13 protein-coding genes are annotated in these 14,696 nt (G+C 67.3%); 10 read left to right on the top strand and 3 right to left on the bottom strand.

Annotated elements, in window-relative coordinates; genetic code table 11:
- Positions 1 to 23: 23 nt before the first annotated feature.
- Both C8C93_RS13125 and C8C93_RS13130 read right to left on the bottom strand, forming a co-directional pair.
- The gene (locus C8C93_RS13125) at positions 24 to 620 is read right to left on the bottom strand and encodes a FlgO family outer membrane protein (protein WP_304505073.1); all 597 of its coding nucleotides are present in this window, start codon (positions 618 to 620) and stop codon (positions 24 to 26) included.
- Positions 617 to 1,354 carry a hypothetical protein gene (locus C8C93_RS13130; RefSeq protein WP_228899943.1) on the bottom strand — a complete coding sequence of 246 codons (738 nt, stop codon included), beginning with the start codon at positions 1,352 to 1,354 and terminating at the stop codon, positions 617 to 619. The genes C8C93_RS13125 and C8C93_RS13130 overlap by 4 nt, the downstream gene beginning before the upstream one ends.
- A 142-nt stretch (positions 1,355 to 1,496) precedes the next feature.
- On the opposite strand from C8C93_RS13130, the gene C8C93_RS13135 reads away from it, so the two are divergent.
- From C8C93_RS13135 to C8C93_RS13145, 3 genes are all read left to right on the top strand, one after another.
- Positions 1,497 to 2,732 carry a spherulation-specific family 4 protein gene (locus C8C93_RS13135; RefSeq protein ID WP_158603269.1) on the top strand — a complete coding sequence of 412 codons (1,236 nt, stop codon included), beginning with the start codon at positions 1,497 to 1,499 and terminating at the stop codon, positions 2,730 to 2,732.
- A gap of 162 nt (positions 2,733 to 2,894) precedes the next feature.
- Positions 2,895 to 4,253 (top strand): AI-2E family transporter, encoded by a 1,359-nt coding sequence (locus tag C8C93_RS13140; protein WP_370109175.1) that lies wholly within the window; start codon positions 2,895 to 2,897, stop codon positions 4,251 to 4,253.
- Positions 4,254 to 4,578: 325 nt separating this feature from the next.
- Positions 4,579 to 4,872: a hypothetical protein gene (locus tag C8C93_RS13145; RefSeq protein ID WP_055397528.1), complete on the top strand. Its 294-nt coding sequence runs from the start codon at positions 4,579 to 4,581 to the stop codon at positions 4,870 to 4,872.
- Between the two features lie 220 nt (positions 4,873 to 5,092).
- Here the strand turns inward: C8C93_RS13145 and ppc are convergent, their stop codons facing one another.
- Positions 5,093 to 7,882: a phosphoenolpyruvate carboxylase gene (gene ppc / locus C8C93_RS13150; protein WP_121507193.1), complete on the bottom strand. Its 2,790-nt coding sequence runs from the start codon at positions 7,880 to 7,882 to the stop codon at positions 5,093 to 5,095.
- Between the two features lie 132 nt (positions 7,883 to 8,014).
- Here ppc and hemC point away from each other — a divergent pair, with 132 nt between their 5' ends.
- The 7 genes from hemC (at position 8,015) to C8C93_RS13185 (ending at position 14,621) form a co-directional block, all read left to right on the top strand.
- On the top strand, positions 8,015 to 8,953 hold the full coding sequence (gene hemC, locus C8C93_RS13155) for a hydroxymethylbilane synthase (RefSeq protein ID WP_121507194.1): 939 nt from the start codon (positions 8,015 to 8,017) through the stop codon (positions 8,951 to 8,953).
- Positions 8,954 to 8,964: 11 nt separating this feature from the next.
- Positions 8,965 to 9,777: a uroporphyrinogen-III synthase gene (locus tag C8C93_RS13160; RefSeq protein ID WP_121507195.1), complete on the top strand. Its 813-nt coding sequence runs from the start codon at positions 8,965 to 8,967 to the stop codon at positions 9,775 to 9,777.
- On the top strand, positions 9,774 to 10,919 hold the full coding sequence (locus C8C93_RS13165) for a uroporphyrinogen-III C-methyltransferase (protein ID WP_199727025.1): 1,146 nt from the start codon (positions 9,774 to 9,776) through the stop codon (positions 10,917 to 10,919). Before C8C93_RS13160 ends, C8C93_RS13165 begins: the two co-directional genes overlap by 4 nt.
- Positions 10,920 to 11,083: 164 nt before the next feature.
- Positions 11,084 to 12,361 carry a heme biosynthesis protein HemY gene (locus tag C8C93_RS13170; RefSeq protein ID WP_121507196.1) on the top strand — a complete coding sequence of 426 codons (1,278 nt, stop codon included), beginning with the start codon at positions 11,084 to 11,086 and terminating at the stop codon, positions 12,359 to 12,361.
- Between the two features lie 338 nt (positions 12,362 to 12,699).
- On the top strand, positions 12,700 to 13,284 hold the full coding sequence (locus C8C93_RS13175) for a cytochrome b (RefSeq protein WP_121419310.1): 585 nt from the start codon (positions 12,700 to 12,702) through the stop codon (positions 13,282 to 13,284).
- Positions 13,285 to 13,379: 95 nt separating this feature from the next.
- On the top strand, positions 13,380 to 13,955 hold the full coding sequence (locus C8C93_RS13180; protein ID WP_121419309.1) for a YceI family protein: 576 nt from the start codon (positions 13,380 to 13,382) through the stop codon (positions 13,953 to 13,955).
- Positions 13,956 to 14,042: 87 nt separating this feature from the next.
- Positions 14,043 to 14,621, top strand: a complete 579-nt coding sequence (locus tag C8C93_RS13185) for a YceI family protein (RefSeq protein ID WP_121419308.1) — start codon at positions 14,043 to 14,045, stop codon at positions 14,619 to 14,621.
- The last annotated feature ends 75 nt before the right edge of the window (positions 14,622 to 14,696 follow it).

The following is a 14,696-nucleotide window of genomic DNA, read 5'->3' on the forward strand; positions in this document are numbered from 1 at the left end:
GAAGCCGCTCATGGGGATGTCATCTATCTCCCAGCCAGCAGCGCGCGCACGTTTTCATCCATTGGCACGGCATAGTTGTGCGCCGCCACCACGGTGTTGCCTACCGGGTTCACCAGCTTGAGGCTGATGTACACCACCGACGTGGAAACCGCATACGTGCCCACCACCACGGCCTGCGCGTTCTGCGACTGGCTCACCTCGCGCACTTCGCGCGACAGCAGCAGCTCACCCTGGTCGCGCTGCAGCAGCAGGTTCTCGCGCAGTTTCACCTCGGTCACCTTCAGACCCCGGTGCACCATGCGGCCCGCGATCTGCTCCGAGAAGATGCGGCCCAGCCGCGACGATTCAGTGAGCCGGTCCACATTGACCAGCGTGGCCACCAGCACGGGCTGGTTGGCATCCAGCGGTGCGGTCTGCAGCAGCGCATCGGTGGCGCGTTCATTCAGCTCGATGAGGTTGGAGCGCGATATTCCGCCCGCCCGGTCACCGTAGTAGTAGCTGTGCATGGGGTTGGTGGTCTCGCAGCCCTGCAGGCCCGCCAGCGCAAGGGCGGCAGCCGCCCACCAGCTGGCGGCGCGTGCGCCCCGGGGAACTTGTTGCGGCGTCCACAAGCCCTTCATGGCGCCACCACCCGCCAGGTCTTGACGGGCGTCATCGGTGCAGGCGCGGGCGGCCGCTCGGGCTGATACAGCACTGCATCGGCCCCCTCGATGTAATACAGATCGGCCGTTCCGGCCAGGTACCGGTCGCGCGACTTGAGCGTGGATGTGATCAGCACCTCGGTGCGCGTGGGTCCGCCTGCGGCGGCGCCCTGGGTGTAGAGCTGGGCCATGTCCAGCGCCACCCCTGCCCCCACGCCCAGGGCCGTGGCCACACCCGGCAACAGGGTGCGGTCGGAATAGTGCACCGCCCAGTCGCGCCACACGCCCACGCCAGTGCCGATGATGGTGCCGGCCATGGGCACGGGCAAGCCGCGCGGTGAGCCAGACCCGTGCTGCACCAGTTGCGTCTGCACCTCCAGCTCCACCGCCGTGGGCACCGTGGACACCGCCACGCCCCGGTTCAGCAGGTGCACCTTGAGCAACTTGAGAAAGCTCTGGTTGAAACTGGAGTTGTCTGCCACCGTGACGTACAGCGGGTATTCGCCCTCGGGCCAGGATGCGATCTTTTCGGCCACGCGCCCGGCCACATCGCCCGCCAGCACATCCCAGTGGTGCACGGCGCGGGCTTTCTTCTGGCCGGTGGCGGGGTAGTTGTCGGCACGCGGCACGTCCAGCGTGCCGCAGCCGACCAGCAGCGCTGCGCACAGCAAGGCTGCTGCGGCGGCCGGAATGCGGTGAAGGAAGGATGGCATGTGGGCCATGGTACTGGCGCCCGCCTGCGGCAATCGGCGCAACAAGGCCGTTTTTCCCGGCCAAAGCGGCCGTTTCGGCCCTTGGAGCTGCTGGCGCAAGCCTTCACAATCAACCCATTCATACCAACCCTCCGTGAAGACCATGCTCACCACAACCCGCACCCACCGCCTCGCGTCCTTGATGGCCCTCACTGCGGCTCTGGCGGGCTGCGGCGGCGCCACGGACAAGGACAACAACACGACCGCCCCACCGCCACCCGCGAGCGCGCCCGTCACGCTGCATTTCGTGCAGCCCACCGAGAACGTGCTCGAACCCGGCGCATCTGAGCCGCTGGCGGCCGACGTTAGCGTCAACGGCGGCGCAGCCCCCAACGGCACGGTGGTCACCTTCACCGTCAACCCCTCCGCAGCCGCCACCTTCTCTCCCGTGGCGCCCACCACCGTGGCCAGCGTGGCCAGCACCACGCTCACCGTGAGCAGCCTGCCGCCCAGCGCCACCTTCCAGGTCAGCGCCACGGCCACCAGCAGCGCCAACACGGCGGGCGACAGCCTCACGTACTACGTGCGCCCCACCCACAAAAACCTGCAGGTGCTGGTGCCCGCGTATTTCAGCGCCAGCGGCACCTCATCGCCCTGGGCCACCCTCACCAGCGGCGCAGCCAGCTACCCGGACGTGCAGATCACCGCCGTGGCCAGCGCCAGCGACGGCGTGCTGACCGCGGACTCCGAGGTTGACGACGACCTGCTCACGGCCATCAAAGACTTCAAGGCCGTGGCGGGCACCACCAACAAAGTCGTCGCCTACGTGGCCACCTCGGGCAGCGGCGGGTCGCGCTCGGTGGCTGACGTGAAGGCCACCATCGACAACTACATCCGCCTCTACCCCGACCAGCTCGACGGCTTCTTCCTGGACGGCATGGCCACCGACAGCGCACGGCTGGCGTACTTTCAGGACGTCTACAACTACGCCAAGGCCCGGGCCTCGGGCATGAGCAAAGGCGCCACGCCGCCCAACGCGCCCACGGTGATCGGCAACCCAGGCACCTACCCCGTAGCGGCCTATGCGGGTGTGGCCGACACGCTGGTCACCTACGCTGGCAATGCCGCCGCCTACCAGGCCACAGACCCCCAGCCCGCCAGCACTTGGGTCTACGCCAAGGACAACACCGCCCAGGCCATGCTGGTCCACACCGCCAGCACCTGCACCGACATGCAGGCTGCCGTGAAGCACGCCCACCGGCCCCGCCTGAACACCGGCATGGTCTATGCCACCAACCTGGCCATCGGCGCCTCGTGGTCGTCACTGCCCACCTACTGGCAGCAGCTGCTGGGCACGGTGGATGCACTCAACAAGAAGCGCCCGCTGCCGCTGTGCTGATGCCACCGGGCAGGGCGCCGAACCCTGCCACACAGGCACCGCTGGCGGGTCGCCAGGCAAACCACCCGCCAGAGCTTCCGAACCGCCACATCCCCCCGCCGACACGCTGCATGTCAGCCCGACCTACAACCCAGCAGGCCCGAGTCCCATCACAATCCGCGCATGATGACCGAGCCCACCCCTGCATCCCCGCCCGCCTCCGCTGCCGAGCCCCCACAGCCAGACAGCCCCGCCGCTGAAGCAGCCCCGACCATGCCCCCCCACGCGCCTGCGGCGGACGGCCCCGCACCAGTGGCCCAAATGGCCCAAGCGGACGAAGCGGCCCCACCCGCCAAAGCCCGGTCAACCCCCGACAGCCCCCCACCGCCTGCGCAACCACCAAGCGGCGCGCCCGCAGCCACCGCATCCCTCCCCGGCCCGCTCATGCTCCACATGCCCGTGGACGTGCGCAACCTCTCGCTCGCGCTGCTGGCGCTGTTTGCCAGCGTGGCCCTGCTGCACTGGGCCAGCGCCGTGTTCATCCCCATCATGCTCAGCCTGCTGCTCACCACGGCGCTGCGGCCCGTGGTGGAGGTCTTGCGGCGCTGCTACGTGCCCCGCTGGCTGGGGGCCGGTGTGCTGCTGATCGCCATCGTTCTGGGCCTGGCCAGCGCCGCCTGGTCGCTGAGCGACGGCGCCGCGCAACTGGTGGACTCGCTGCCCGTGGCCGCCAAGAAGGTGCGCGACAGCCTCAAGGCGCGCACCGGCGCCAGCAGCCCGCTCGACACCATGCAAAAGGCCGCAACGCAGATCGAACAGGCCGCCAACGAAAACAGCGCCACCGCCAGCCCCCCCCGGCGCGGCGTGCAGCGCGTGGTGGTAGAGCGCCCGCCCTTCAACATCCGCGACTACCTGTGGAGCGGCACCATGGGGCTCATGTCCGCGCTGGGGCAGCTCACGGTGGTGGTGTTCCTTACCTACTTTGCGCTGGCATCGGGCAACCTGTTTCGCAACAAGCTGCTGCGCATCGCGGGCACCAGCCTGGAGCGGCGCAAGGTCACCATCCACGTGCTGGAAGACATCACCAACCAGATCCAGCGCTACCTGATGGTGCAGGTGTTCACCAGCGTGCTGGTGGGCGTGGCCACCGGCCTTGCCTACTGGGCCCTGGGCCTGGAGAACGCCGCCGTGTGGGGTGTGGCGGCCGGGGTGCTCAACCTCGCGCCCTACATCGGCTCGGCCCTGGTCACCGGCGCATCGGCCCTGGTGGCCTTCCTGCAGTTCGGCACCCTGGACATGGCCCTGGCCATCGGCGGTGCATCGCTGGTCATCCACACCCTGGTAGGCAACCTGCTCACCCCCTGGCTCACCAGCCGCACCAGCAGCATGAGCCCTGTGGCCGTGTTCGTCAGCGTGCTCGCCTGGGGCTGGCTGTGGGGCCTGTGGGGCCTGCTGCTGGGCATCCCGGTGATGATGGCCGTGAAGGCCGTGTGCGACCGGGTCGAAGATCTGAAGGCCGTGGGCGAATTGCTGGGGGATTGATACCCGGCATCTGCCGCAAACCGGCAGATTCCCCCCCCGCCACGCTGCGGGGCGATGGGCATCTCAGCCCCACCTCACCCACCCCACCCACATCACTCGCCATCACGGCGCACCTGCGTGGCCCAGGAGGTCAAGGCGGCCTCAAAGATTGTTTCCAATACTGGAACAGTTAGTTCGCGACCAGGTAGTTTTTCCGTGAACACCATCGGCGTACAGTTCATCCCATCGATGAGCCGAACCCGCAAGGCGACTCACCGAACCCGGTTCAGGAATGGTTTTTGACCCGGCTTTTTGAGACGCTTTTTAACCTTCAAGGATTTTCATCATGAACAAGACCGCCCGTTTCCTCTCCGTCGCTGCTGTTGCCGCTTTCGCTTCTTTTGGCGCCCAGGCTGACGAAGCCGACAGCTCGCAATTCGCCCTGAAGTTCGAAACGAACCGCACCCGCGCTGAAGTGGCCGCTGAAGCCGCAACCGTTGCCCAGACCCGCAGCCAGGAACCTGCTGGTTCGCGTGTGGTGACCTACACCTCCACCGCTGACCGCGCTGCCGTGCGTGCCCAGGCTGCCGAAGCACTGCGCACCGGCCAGATCCCCCACGGCGAATTCAGCGCCATGTAATTGGCAGACCAACTGCTTGAGATTGGTTGAAGCAGTTGCGGGACTTCCCATGGTGGTGGCACTTTGCATTTGCGGGTGGCGCTGCCATGGGGAGTGTTAACTGAACCGCAGGGGCGGGCAGGCAGATCGGGCTCCCTTCGGGAGCCCTTTTTGTTATGGGTGCCTGCGATCAAAACAGGCCGCGATGCGCAGGTTCGAATCGCGCTGCGCTGTCCGCCACTCAGCCGGTATTCCTCAACCCCGCCGCAATCCCATTAATGGAAATGTGAATCCCCGTCTGCACCCGCTCATCCCCCTGCCCTGCGCGCCAGCGGCGCACCAGCTCTACCTGCAAGTGGTGCAGCGGGTCAATGTACGGAAAGCGGTGTTTGATGGAGCGGGCCAGGGCCGTGTTGTGGGTGAGGCGCTGTTTGTCGCCGGTGATGCGGGTCAGCGCCTCGGCGGTGCGGTGCCATTCGGCCTCGATGCTGGTGAACACCTTTTTGCGCAGGCGGGCGTCGGTGACGAGTTCGCTGTAGCGTGAGGCCAGGGCCAGGTCGCTTTTGGCCAGCACCATGTCCATGTTGGACAGCAAGGTGCGGAAGAACGGCCATTGGCGGTACATCTTTTGCAGCAGGGCCAGTTGGGTCTTGGGGTCTTTGCCCTCGGTGTTCACAAAGGCGTCCACCGCCGAGCCAAAGCCGTACCAGCCGGGCAGCGTGAGGCGGCACTGGCCCCAGCTGAAGCCCCAGGGGATGGCGCGCAGGTCTTCGATCTTCTGGCTGGCCTTGCGGCTGGCGGGGCGGGAGCCGATGTTGAGCTCGGCGATCTCGCGGATGGGGGTGGAGTTGAAGAAGTAGTCGGTAAAACCGGGTGTCTCGTACACCAGCGCGCGGTAGCTGCCCATGCTGGCCAGTGAGAGCTGCGCAGCAGCATCCAGAAACGCCTTGGTAGCGGGCTTGGTGGGCTGCAGCAGGGTGGCTTCGAGCGTGGCAGCGACCAGGGTTTCGAGGTTGCGGCGGCCGATCTCGGGGTTGGCGTATTTGGAGGCAATGACTTCGCCCTGCTCGGTCAGGCGGATCTGGCCGCGCACGGTGCCGGGGGGTTGCGCCAGGATGGCCTGGTAGCTGGGGCCGCCGCCCCGGCCCACGGTGCCGCCCCGGCCGTGGAACATGCGCAGCTGGATGCCGTGGGTGGTGGCCAACTCGTCGAACAATTCGACGAGCGCGATCTCAGCGCGGTACAGCTCCCAGTTGCTGGTGAAGATGCCGCCGTCTTTGTTGCTGTCGCTGTAGCCCAGCATGATGTCTTGCTCGCCACCGCTGCGCTGCACCAGGGCAGCGACGCCGGGCAGCGCATAGAACTCGCGCATGATGGGCGCGGCGTTGCGCAGGTCTTCGATGGTTTCGAACAGCGGCACCACGATGAGGTGGTTCTTGGACTCAGTGTCCAAGGTGCCATTCATCAGGCCCACTTCCTTTTGCAGCAGCAGCACTTCCAGCAGGTCGCTCACCGTTTCGGTGTGGCTGATGATGTAGTGGCGAATGGCCTCGTGGCCGAAGCGCTCGCGCATGACGCGGGCGGTTTCGAAGATGGCCAGCTCGCCCTTTGCATGGGCAGAGTATTCGGCACCCACCACGCGCAGGGGGCGGGCGTCGTTCAGCAGCTTGATCAACAGGGCACGCTTGGCGGCCTCTTGCAGGCTGGCGTAGTTGGGCTCAATGCGCGCCTTGGCCAGCAGCTCGGCCACCACTTCTTCGTGTTTGTCGGAGCTTTGGCGCAAATCCACCGTGGCCAGATGAAAGCCGAACACCTGCACGGCGCGGATCAGCGGGTGCAGGCGCTCGGCGGCCAGGGCTTCGCCGTGGTGCGACTTCAATGACGCTTCGATCACGCGCAGGTCGGCCAGGAACTCTTCGGCGCTGGCGTAGGCGTTTTGTGGGGCCACGGCATGGCGGGCGGCCTCGCCACCGGTCAGGTCCTTGAGCGACGCAGCCAGGCGCGCGTAGATGCCTGTCAGGGCGCGGCGGTAGGGCTCGTCCACGCGGTGTTCGTTGGTGTCGGGCGAGCGCTGGGCCAGGGCCTCCATCTCGGCCGATACCTGCACCAGGCGGGCCGACAATGACAGCTCGCCGCCCAGGTAGTGCACCTCGGTCAGGTAGTGGCGCAAGGCCACCTCGGCCTGGCGGCTCAGCGCGTATTGCAGGGTTTGCGCGGTGACGTTGGGGTTGCCGTCGCGGTCGCCGCCGATCCACTGGCCCATGCGCAGAAAGCTGTGTACGGGGTACTGGCCCAGCTCGTTTTCGAGGTCGGCGTAGATCTTGGGGATCTCGCGCAGAAAGGTGGCTTCGTAATACGACAGCGCGTTCTCGATCTCGTCAGCCACGGTGAGCTTGCTGTAGCGCAAGAGGCGCGTTTGCCACAGCTGGGCCACGCGGGCGCGCAGCAGGGCTTCGTTGGCGGCCAGCTCGCGCGGGGTGAGCGCGTCTTTGGCGCTGTTGTAGAGCTGGGCGCGCACCTGTATGTCGTCGCGCGTGGCCAGCAGTTGGGCGATGTCGCGTTCGGCATCCAGAATGCTCTTGCGCTGCACCTCGGTGGGGTGGGCGGTGAGCACGGGGGCCACGTAGCTGCCCGCCAACGTCTGTGAAATCGTCTTGGGCGCAATGCCAGCCCAGCGCAGGCGCGACAGGGCGACTTCGATGCTGCCCTCTTGCGTGTCGCCCGCGCGTTCGTGCACGGCGCGGCGGCGGATGTGGTGGCGGTCTTCGGCCAGGTTGGCCAGGTGACTGAAGTAAGTGAAGGCGCGGATCACGCTCACCGTCTGGTCGCCCGACAGGGACTTGAGCAGCTTCTTGAGCGCGCGGTCGGCCTCCTGGTCGGCATCGCGGCGGAAGGCCACCGAGAGCTTGCGCACCTGCTCGACCAGTTCGTAGGCGGCCACGCCCTCCTGGTCCCGGATCACATCGCCCAGAATACGGCCAAGCAGGCGGATGTCGTCAATCAGGGGCTGGTCCTTGTCGGATCGTTTCATGGTGCGTGGGTCTCCGGAGGTGGGTAGGTGACCTGGCGCCGCCTGCCCCCGCGTCCCCCGGGGCGCACCGGCCCCAGTGCGGGCGCATGCTAGCATCGCCCGCCCCTGAATGATTACAAACAGGTTACGAACTTGAGCCTCGCCCATTCCCCCCTTTCCATCGTCATTGCCACCCGAGAGAGCCGCCTGGCGCTGTGGCAGGCCGAGCATGTACAGGCTCTTTTGCGCGCACGGGGCCACACGGTGGAGCTGCTGGGCATGACCACCAAGGGCGACCAGATCCTGGACCGCTCGCTCAGCAAGGTGGGCGGCAAGGGCCTGTTTGTGAAAGAACTGGAGGTGGCGCTGGAAGAAGGCCGCGCGCACATCGCCGTGCACTCGCTCAAGGATGTGCCCATGGAGCTGCCCGAGGGTTTTGCCCTGGCCTGCGTGATGGAGCGCGAAGACCCGCGCGATGCGTTTGTCTCACCCAACTACCCGAACATTGATGCCCTGCCCCAGGGCGCGGTGGTGGGCACCTCCAGCCTGCGCCGCCAGGTGCTGCTGCAGGCCCTGCGGCCCGACCTCAAGATCGAACCCCTGCGTGGCAACCTCGACACCCGCCTGCGCAAGCTGGACGAAGGCCAGTACGACGCCATCGTGCTGGCGGCTGCGGGCCTGAAGCGCCTGCGGCTGGAATCCCGCATCCGCGCCACGTTTGCGCCCACGGCCATGCTGCCCGCAGCGGGCCAGGGTGCCTTGGGCATTGAAGTGCGCAGCGACCGGCAAGACCTGATCGCAGCACTGGCCCCGCTGGCCCACCAGCCCACCTGGCTGACCGTGGCCGCAGAGCGCGCCGTGAGCCGCGCCATGGGCGGCAGCTGCTCGATGCCGCTGGCCGCGCACGGCACGTTCACCGATGGCGTGCTGCAGCTCGACGCCGCCTGGGGCGACGTGGACGCGCAGGCCCCCCTGGTGCGCGCAGCGGCCAGCGCCGCCGTCTCCACGCTGGCGCAGGCCGAAGCGCTGGGCGACGCGATTGCGCAGCGCCTGCGTGCCGGTGGCGCACGGGGCGCAGAACCCCTGGTTTGAACGCGCATGCCATGCCCCGGGTGATCGTCACGCGGCCCGCCCGCGAGGCTGCGCACTGGGTACAGCTGCTGGGCGCGCGCGGTGTGCATGCCGTGGCCCTGCCGCTCATCGCCATCGGCCCCTGCCGTGATGCGGCAGCAGAGCAAGCACTCACCCAGGCGCATGCCCGGCTTGCACAGTACCGGGCCCTGATGTTTGTCAGTGGCAATGCGGTGTTTCATTTTTTTGAGCCAAATAAGGCCCTAGCGCCTGATGGACAAGCGCTAGCAGCTATCAAAACAAGAGCATGGGCACCTGGCCCCGGCACGGCGCGTGCGCTGGAGCAGGCCGGTGTGCCGCCTGGCTGCATCGACGGCCCGGCACCGGATGCCCCCCAGTTCGACTCGGAAGCGCTGTGGCAGCAGGTCTCTGGGCAGATCCGGCCCGGCGACTGCGTGCTGATCGTGCGCGGGAGGTCCTCCACGCCCCAGGGTGTACATGAAAGCCCAGGCAACGGCCGCGACTGGCTGGCGCGCCAGATCGAGGCAGCGGGCGGCACGGTGGAGTTTGTGGTGGCCTACCAACGCGGCGCGCCGCATTTTTCAGCGCACGAGGTGGCGCTGGCGCAACAGGCGGCATGCGATGGCTCCATCTGGCTGCTGAGCAGCTCTGAAGCCGTAGCCCACCTGGCCGAGGCCCTGCCCGGCCAGCACTGGGGCGCCGCGCACGCACTGGCCACCCACCCGCGCATCGCCGAAGCGGCCCGCGCAGCGGGCTTTGGCACCGTGCGGGAATGCCGTCCGGCGCTGGAGGATGTGGTGGCCTCGATAGAATCGGCCGCATGAGTTCCGTGCCCCCCAACGATCTGCCCCCCGCACCCACTGCAGCGCCCATGGCGGCACCTGCCGCGGCACCCGTGGGCGCACCGGCCATGGGCCCGGCAGCCTCGCCATCCCCTCCAGCACCTACCCCGGGCCGGGGTGGCGCCGTCACGCTGCTCCTGGGCGCGGTGGCCGCTGCCGCGCTGGTCAGCAGCGGCATGCTGTGGCAAAAGCTCAGCGCCATTCAAGAGCAACTGGCCCGTCAGTCCGCCGACTCGGGCGCGCAGGCCATCGAGGCCCGCACCATGGCCCGCCAGGCCGAAGAACTGGTGCGCGAGACGGCAGCCCGCCTGTCGGTGGCCGAAGCGCGGGTGAGCGAAGTGGCGCTGCAGCGCAGCCAGCTTGAAGAACTCATGCAAAGCCTGTCGCGCTCGCGCGACGAGAACCTGGTGGTGGACATCGAATCGGCCATCCGCCTGGCGCAGCAACAGGCGCAGCTCACCGGCAGCCTGGAGCCCCTGGTGGCCGCGCTAAAAAGCGCCAACCAGCGCATCGAACGCGCCGCACAGCCCCGCCTGGCCCCCGTGCAGCGCGCCATTGGCCGCGACCTGGACCGCCTGACCCGCGCCACCGTGACCGACACCGCCGGCCTGCTGGCCCGCCTGGACGACCTGGTACGCCAGGTGGACGAGCTGCCCGTGCTGAACGCCGTGGCCCAGGCGGCCGCCACACGCCGCCTGGCAGCCACACCCGCTCCCACAAACACGCCACCGCTCAACCAGGGCGACCTGGCCTGGTGGCAGGCAGCCTTGCAGCGCAGCTGGGAAGTGGTGCGCGACGAGGCCCGGGGCCTGGTGCGCGTGAGCCGCATCGACCAGCCCGAGGCCATCTTGCTGGCGCCCGAGCAGACCTTCTTCCTGCGCGAGAATCTCAAGCTCAAGCTGCTCAACGCCCGCCTGGGCGTGCTGGCGCGCCAGTTCGAATCGGCCCGCGCCGACCTGGCCGCCGCCAACGCTGCGCTCAACAAATACTTTGACCCGGCATCGCGCCGCACGCAGAACGCTGCCAGCACGCTGCAGACCGCCCAGGCCAGCATGAAAGCGGCCGAACAGCCGCGCCTGGACGAAACGCTCTCTGCGCTGGCAACAGCTGCAGCCGGAAGATGACACACCCCCTGAGTCGCTTCGCGCCTTCCCCCTCTCTCGCATTGCTGCGCAATGCGGGAGGGGGACGCCCCCAGCGCGGCGGGGCGGCCCTTGCGCGGGGGCACTGGCCTTGGTCGCGCCAGTTTCAGCAATTTGCGCACAGCGCAACGGACAACTGAACTGATATGCGAGCAGCTCTTTGGCTTTTGGCGTTGTTTGGCGTGGCCGTGGCCGCCGCGCTGTTTGCGGGCAACAACCAGGGCACCGTCACCCTGTACTGGCCGCCGTACCGCATCGACCTGTCGCTGAACCTGGTCGTGCTGTTGCTGGTGGGCGGGTTTGTCACCGTGTACGCCGCGCTGCGCGCCCTGGCGGCGCTGCTGGAGCTGCCCCACCAGGCCCGGCGCTGGCGCGTGCAGCAAAAGGAGCGCGCCATGCACGCGGCCTTGCTGGACGCCCTGACGCACATGCTGGGCGGGCGCTTCATCCGCTCGCGCAAGGCCGCGGTGGCTGCGCTGTCGCAAGAAAACGCGCTGGCCACCGCTGGCGAGGCCGTGCCCCACGGCCGCCAGTTGCGCGCCCTGGCCCACATGATTGCGGCCGAGGCCTCGCACGCGCTGCAAGACAGCGCCACGCGCGAAAGCCATCTGCAGGACGCCCTGCAAGAGGCGCCGCTGCGCGGCACCGTGAACGAGCAGGAAATGCGCGAGGGCGCCCAGATGCGTGCCGCCCGCTGGTCGCTGGACGACCGCGATGCCAACGCTGCGCTCGACCGCCTGGCCGCCCTGCCGCAAGGTGCCGCACGCCGCACACTGTCGCTGCGCATCAAGCTCAAAGCCACACGGCTGGCACGCCAGACACAGGAGGCGCTGGACACCGCACGCCTGCTGGGCAAGCACCGCGCCTTCTCGCCCGCTGCGGCCCAGAGCATCGTGCGGGGCCTGGCCATTGAACTCATCAACAGCGCGCACGACACCGCGCAGCTGCAGCAGACCTGGATGTCGCTGGAATCGTCCGAGCGCAGCATGCCCGAGCTGGCCATCCACGCCGCACAGCGGCTGGCAGCCCTGGGCGGCGACGCGACGCAGGTACGCGCCTGGCTGCTGCCCGTGTGGGACCGCATGGTGGACCTGCCCGACGCGCTGGCCGAACACCACGCGCTGAAGCTGGTGCGCGCACTCGAAGCCGGGCTGGACGACCTCGACGCCCCCTGGCTGGCGCGCATCGAGTCGGCCTACCAGGGAAATCCCCGCGACGCCCGCCTGCAGTATCTGGCGGGCATGGCCTGCCTCAAGCGCCAGCTGTGGGGCAAGGCCCAGCAGTTGCTCACACAGGCGGCGCAGCAGCTGGGCGACAGCAGCCTGCGGGCCAGCGCCTGGCGCCACCTGGCCGAGCTGGCAGAAAAACGCGGCGACGACAGCGCCGCCGCCGAGGCCTGGAAGAAGGCCGCGCTCGGCCGGTAAACGGCCTTCTTTGCAAGGCTGCGCCTTCCAGGCGCAGCCCTTTGCGTAAAAAAGCCCGGGCCGCAGCGCTCTGGGCCGCACCGAACCAGGGCATCCCTGGTGAATCCGCCGCCCTCACACCCCATCGGATACACGCTGGTGCAACGTGCACAGCATTGGGGAACTTTGAGCGCTCAGGCCTTATCAATTCATTTTTTTTGAATTGAAGCATCAATCTGCCTGAAGCCGAATGCGGCAACGGCTTCCTACACTGCCCCATCGCTTGACGCATGTCAGCCCCAAACGGGCTGGCGACCCCGCCCGGCGCTCCGTCCAACAGCCCCACGTTTCCTCTCTTCATGACTGCTTCAGCCACCGCCACCCGCACCGCTGCCGACGCACCGCCTCGCCGCTATACGCGCACCGCCATGCTTTTGCACTGGGTGCTGGGCTTGGCACTGATTGGCTTGTTTGGCGTGGGCATTTACATGACCGGGCTGCCGTTCTCGCCGCAGCGGCTCAAGCTCTACAACTGGCACAAGTGGGCGGGGGTCACCATCCTCGTGCTCTCGGTGCTGCGCCTGCTGTGGCGCGCCACGCACCGCCCTCCCGAGCTGCCGCCAGCCATCGAAAACGCCATGCCGGGCTGGCAAAAGCTGGCGCACCACGCCACGCACGGGCTGCTGTACACGCTGTTTTTCGCCGTGCCGTTGATTGGCTGGGCCTACAGCTCGGCAGCAGGCTTTCCCATCGTGTTTCTGGGCTTGTGGCAGTTGCCCGACTTCGTGCCCGTGAGCAAGGAGCTGGCCGAGGCGATCAAACCCTGGCACCAATACACCGCCTTTGCGATGGCGGGCCTGGTGCTGCTGCACATCGCAGGCGCGCTCAAGCACCAGATCGTGGACCGCGATGGGCTCATCGCCCGCATGCTGCCGGGCAGATGAAACACCCCTGAGTCGCGTGCATGGCGGGGCAACGCACCGCCCTCCAGATCATGGATCTGGCTTTCACTTTCTGTCTTTTGAACGGAGTTTTTTGCATGAACCTGTCTTCCCAACTGTCTCGCACCCTCCTGGTGGCCGCCGTAGCCTTGAGCGCGCAGGCCGCACTGGCCCAGCAGCAACTGGTCCCCGCCCAGAGCGAGGTGCAGTTCACCGCGCGCCAGATGGGCGTGCCGCTGGATGGCCATTTCAAGAAGTTCAGCGCCCAGGTGGCGTTTGACCCCGCCAAGCTGGCCACGAGCAAGATCGCCTTCACCGTAGACACCGGCAGCGCCACGCTGGGCTCGCGCGAAACCGATGCCGAGCTGCCCAAGCCCACCTGGTTCAACGTGCCCAAGTTCCCGCAGGCGCAGTTCGAATCCACGGCCATCAAGGCGCTGGGCGGCGGCAAGTTTGAGGTGGCGGGCAAGCTCACCATCAAGGGCACTGCGCAGAACGTGGTGGTGCCCGTGGCGCTCACGCAAAGCGGCCCCACCACCACGGCCACCGGCACGCTGCCCATCAAGCGGCTGGCTTTCAAGATTGGCGAAAACGAGTGGGCCGACACCTCGATGGTGGCCGACGACGTCACCGTGAAGTTCAAGCTCGCACTGACGGGCGTCGGCAAGCTTTGACCAGCTTCTGGCTCCAGCTACGCCTCTTTCATCCTCCGTTTTTCCCCTGGTTCGTTTCGTAGTTCCTCTTTTCAAGGAGTCTTTTTCATGCGCAAGTCCCTCTTCTCCCTGCTCGCCGTGGCCGCTGCCACCGCAATGACCGCTGGCGCTGCCCAGGCCGCCAACTACGCCATCGACCCCACGCACACCTTCGTGACGTTCGAGATCAGCCACTTTGGCGCCACCACCAACCGTGGCCGCTTCGACAAGAAGCAAGGCACTGTGGAATTTGACCGCGCCGCCAAGACCGGCAAGGTGGACATCACCATCGACACCACCTCGGTGAATACCGGCACGCCTCCCTTTGACAAGCACCTGCAAAGCGCCGATCTGTTTGACGCCGCCAAGCACCCCACGATCAAGTTCGTGTCCGACAAGTTCAGCTTCACCGGCGACAAGGTCAGCGAAGTGACCGGCCAGCTCACGCTGCTGGGCAAGACCGCGCCCGTCACCCTCAAAGCCACACAGTTCAACTGCTACGACAGCCCCATGCTCAAGCGCGAAGTGTGCGGTGGCGACTTTGAAACCACCATCGACCGCACCCAGTGGGGCATGAACTACGGCGTGGAATGGGGCTTCCCCAAGAACGTGCGCCTGGTGGTGCAGATCGAAGCTGTGAAGCAGTAATCCACCATCGGCAGGCACGCGGGCTGCTCGCCCCGGAAGGGCGGCTGCTGCGCGCCAAACCCACGGGCCACCCCT

It is taken from the genome of Acidovorax sp. 93 (assembly GCF_003633835.1).
GTDB classification, from domain to species: domain Bacteria; phylum Pseudomonadota; class Gammaproteobacteria; order Burkholderiales; family Burkholderiaceae_C; genus Acidovorax; species Acidovorax facilis.

Bases quoted from the DNA above. Each gene is read 5' to 3' on its own strand.
- C8C93_RS13180 (WP_121419309.1), top strand. From the start codon at position 13,380: ATGAACCTGTCTTCCCAACTGTCTCGCACCCTCCTGGTGGCCGCCGTA.
- C8C93_RS13170 (WP_121507196.1), top strand. From the start codon at position 11,084: ATGCGAGCAGCTCTTTGGCTTTTGGCGTTGTTTGGCGTGGCCGTGGCC.
- C8C93_RS13160 (WP_121507195.1), top strand. From the start codon at position 8,965: ATGCCCCGGGTGATCGTCACGCGGCCCGCCCGCGAGGCTGCGCACTGG.
- C8C93_RS13185 (WP_121419308.1), top strand. From the start codon at position 14,043: ATGCGCAAGTCCCTCTTCTCCCTGCTCGCCGTGGCCGCTGCCACCGCA.
- C8C93_RS13175 (WP_121419310.1), top strand. From the start codon at position 12,700: ATGACTGCTTCAGCCACCGCCACCCGCACCGCTGCCGACGCACCGCCT.
- ppc (WP_121507193.1), bottom strand. From the start codon at position 7,882: ATGAAACGATCCGACAAGGACCAGCCCCTGATTGACGACATCCGCCTG.
- C8C93_RS13145 (WP_055397528.1), top strand. From the start codon at position 4,579: ATGAACAAGACCGCCCGTTTCCTCTCCGTCGCTGCTGTTGCCGCTTTC.
- C8C93_RS13135 (WP_158603269.1), top strand. From the start codon at position 1,497: ATGCTCACCACAACCCGCACCCACCGCCTCGCGTCCTTGATGGCCCTC.
- C8C93_RS13165 (WP_199727025.1), top strand. From the start codon at position 9,774: ATGAGTTCCGTGCCCCCCAACGATCTGCCCCCCGCACCCACTGCAGCG.
- C8C93_RS13140 (WP_370109175.1), top strand. From the start codon at position 2,895: ATGATGACCGAGCCCACCCCTGCATCCCCGCCCGCCTCCGCTGCCGAG.
- C8C93_RS13130 (WP_228899943.1), bottom strand. From the start codon at position 1,354: ATGCCATCCTTCCTTCACCGCATTCCGGCCGCCGCAGCAGCCTTGCTG.
- C8C93_RS13125 (WP_304505073.1), bottom strand. From the start codon at position 620: ATGAAGGGCTTGTGGACGCCGCAACAAGTTCCCCGGGGCGCACGCGCC.